The sequence below is a fragment of the Nodosilinea sp. LEGE 07298 genome, from assembly GCF_015207265.1.
GTDB lineage: Bacteria > Cyanobacteriota > Cyanobacteriia > Phormidesmidales > Phormidesmidaceae > Nodosilinea.
In genome coordinates this window covers 1-3320 of sequence record NZ_JADEXE010000468.1, presented here as the reverse complement: position 1 = coordinate 3320, position 3320 = coordinate 1, and the positions used below count along the sequence as shown (strand labels likewise).

2 protein-coding genes are annotated in these 3320 nt (G+C 60.5%); both read left to right on the top strand.

The annotated features are described in order from the left end of the window. The first annotated feature begins 116 nt into the window (after positions 1 to 116). Positions 117 to 1664, top strand: a complete 1548-nt coding sequence (gene rmuC / locus IQ273_RS31815; protein WP_194027090.1) for a DNA recombination protein RmuC — start codon at positions 117 to 119, stop codon at positions 1662 to 1664. Positions 1665 to 2327: 663 nt separating this feature from the next. Further along, on the top strand, positions 2328 to 3137 hold the full coding sequence (locus IQ273_RS31810; RefSeq protein ID WP_194027089.1) for a carboxylesterase: 810 nt from the start codon (positions 2328 to 2330) through the stop codon (positions 3135 to 3137). Positions 3138 to 3320: the final 183 nt, after the last annotated feature.

The window sequence follows — 3320 nt, the reverse complement described above, 5'->3', positions numbered from 1 at the left end:
GTGGAGATGGGTGGGCGAGTGGATGGGTGGACGAGTGGATGGGTGTAGTATACGTGTACCCCGATGGGCCAAGGGCTCGGGATCTGCGGGGCGGGGTCTAGTTTAGGAGAACCGGAATGCCAGCGGCAATCGGCATAATTTTAGGACTGGTGCTCGGAGCCGGCATCGCGAGTTTACTGTTTGCCAGCCGCCTGCAAACGGTGCGGGAACGGGCCAAAGCTGAAATGGCGAGCGATCGCGCCAGCCTGATCGAGCGGCTGCACCACAAAGACCAGCAGATCGAGGAGCTGCGGGTTACTCAACGAGATATGCAGGGCCAGCTCGACTACAGCCGCCACGAGCTGCGCGACGAAGCGGCCCGCCGTGCCACCGCCGAGGCCCAGCTGGGGCGAGTGCGAGAACTGGAGGAGGTGCTGAGCGATCGCGCGGCCCACCTGGCCCAAACCCAGCAGGAAAACTCGTTACTCAGGGCCAAACTGGCTGAACTGCAAACCCAGCTTACCCACGCCCAGGCTGCCATCCAAGAAGCCAAGGCTGCCACCCAGGAAAAAGTCGCCCTGCTCGACCAGGCTCAGCAGCGGCTGGCCCACACCTTCCAGGCGCTGTCTGCCGATGCCCTGGCCCGCAACAACCAGTCGTTTTTAGAATTGGCACAGGCCACCCTATCGAGCTTTCAAAACCAGGCCGAGGGCAGCCTAAATCTGCGCCAGCAGGCGATCGATTCTCTGGTCAGCCCGCTGCGGGAGGCGCTGGATAAGGTGGACGGTAAATTACAGGCGCTGGAACGCGATCGCGTGTCGGCCTACGCCAGCCTCACCGAGCAGGTCAAATCGCTGGCGATTAGCCAAAACCAGCTCCAGGGCGAAACCGCCAACCTGGTCAAGGCGCTGCGGGCACCGGCAGTGCGAGGCCGCTGGGGCGAAATGCAGCTGCGCCGCGTGGTCGAAATGGCGGGCATGATCGAGTACTGCGACTTTGTCGAGCAGCCCACGGTGGAGGCCGAAGGCGGGCGGCTGCGCCCCGATATGCTGATCAAGCTGCCCAACGGGCGGCAGATTATTGTTGACTCAAAAGCGCCTTTGCAGGGGTATTTGGAGTCGCTGGAAGCCCCCGATGAGGCGACACGCCGCGATCGCCTGGTCGCCCACGCCCGCCAGGTGCGCACCCACCTCACCCAGCTGGGGGCCAAAGCCTACTGGGATCAGTTCGACGACTCGCCCGAGTTTGCGGTGCTGTTTTTGCCGGGCGAGACCTTCTTTAGCGCAGCGCTGGAGCACGACCCGCAGCTGATCGAGTACGGCGTCAGCCAGAGCGTGATTTTGGCCACGCCCACTACGCTGATTGCGCTGCTGAAGGCGATCGCCTACGGCTGGCGGCACGAAAAAATGGCCGAAAATGCCCAGATGGTCAGCGCCCTGGGCCGCGAACTGTATGATCGCATGGCTGTGCTCACCAGCCACATGGTCAAGCTGCGGCGGGGGCTCGATGCCTCGGTGAAAGCCTTTAACCAGACGGCGGGCTGCCTGGAGAGCCGGGTGCTGGTGACCACGCGCAAGTTCAAAGAGCTAGGGGCGGCTGGGGGAGAGGCAATTGAGACACTGGAGGGGTGCGATCGCATCCCCCGCCGCCTCGACGGTGAACCCTCTGACACCGCAGACCTCTAACTTTTCAACAGTAGGGTGGGCACTGCCCACCATGCTCTTTAGCCATTAACCAAAACCCTAGGGGCTGTCATCAATTAGCTGGTAAATGCCTGCAAATCAAGGATTACAGCCCCTAGCCTGTTTTTTGGGTCGGGCGTGGCAAGGCTTGGAACATAAGGTTTCCGGCCAGAATTGATGACACGCCCTAGAGCTATCTCTCTTGGCCCTTGCCATAAGCTGATTATTATCGTGTCTACATTCCTTGCGGTGCTGTTTTGCTTAACCCTGACATTGGTTTTTCGGTTGTCGGGAGAAAGGAAATAATTGAAAGGAGGCATGTAGTTGAATGGGAGCGCGCGCGGGATTGGTGGTGGGCAGTGCCCACCCAGCCCTGTCAAGGTGGGGCCGATTTAGGGGCCGATCCCCTGAATTTACCGCTGGGCCTAGGACTAAAAGTCCAAGGTTCAAAGCCGAAATCCTCTTTAGAGGATTTTGGGCTGGCTGCCCCAGTCTGCTAAAGCAGACTTTCGCTGTGAGCCAAGGAGTTCACTCCCTGGTAGTTATAGCCAAATCCCTTAACCTATAGGCGTTTCGGGAATAGCTTGGCCACCTTGACAGGGCTGGCAGTGCCCACCCTACTCTCTAACGGCGTTTCATAATGAGAGAAGCAGCATTCGTGAGAGCATGCCACCCCAGCCTTATGTCTCGGGCTTTACCGCCATCCCAGCCGATGTCGAAGCGCGGCTGATGCCTGACGCTAAACCGTTTTATTTGCACCCCGGCGATCGCGCTGATGCCGTGGTTGTCTGCCTGCATGGCTATACCGGCACTCCTTACGAAGCGGCCCCTGCCGCCAAGGCGATCGCAGATCTTGGCCTGCACGCTGTGGCACCGCTGCTGCCGGGGCATGGCTATCGCGATCGCGACGACCAGCGGCGAGAGTTTGCCCGCATTACCAAAGACGGGATGCTGGCGGCGGCGCGGGACGAAATTGCCCAAGCTAGGCAGCGCTACAGCCGGGTGGGTTTGCTGGGGTTCTCAATGGGTGGCGCGATCGCGCTGGCTATAGCGGCTGAGGGCTTGGTCGATTGTTGCGCGGCGGTGGCCCCTGCCCTGTGCCTGCCGCGCCAGGCTGAGATCTTGATTCCGCTGTTGAGCTGGGCCAGGTTTACCCTACCTGCTGTTCCCCAAGAGCCGTTTTATTTGCCCTGCTACGACTTTCACCATTCCCACGCGCTGAGAGCGCTGTATCAGATCAGTCGCCACGCCCGCCGCCAGCTCACCCAGATTCACTGCCCGGTGCTGGGGATTCACTCCCACAACGATTTGACTATACCGCCCGTGGTGCTGGCCCTGATGGAGGAACGCATTCCGGTGCCGATCGAAACGGCCTGGTTTGACGATTCGGGCCATGTGATGCTGCTAGATGCCAGTGGTGCCGCCGTCGCGGAGAAAATAGCCGATTTCTTTCAGCGCCAGCTATCCGCTGGATAGCCCGCGCTCTCTACTACGGGCTTTTGGCGGTGGCACGCGACTGTGTCGGCCAGACGGTAGCGATTATCTTGATCGTCAAGCTCACCCTGCTATGTAGTAGCTGCCACGGGGGTGGCGGCTGGCGGCAGAGAGCAAGCTGGGGCTTGCCATAAGGTGTCATGGGCCACCATGGCATTGAGGATG

What these genes read in the sequence shown, in the direction of transcription:
- rmuC (WP_194027090.1), top strand. Translation starts at nt 117, where the DNA reads ATGCCAGCGGCAATCGGCATAATTTTAGGACTGGTGCTCGGAGCCGGC.
- IQ273_RS31810 (WP_194027089.1), top strand. Translation starts at nt 2,328, where the DNA reads ATGCCACCCCAGCCTTATGTCTCGGGCTTTACCGCCATCCCAGCCGAT.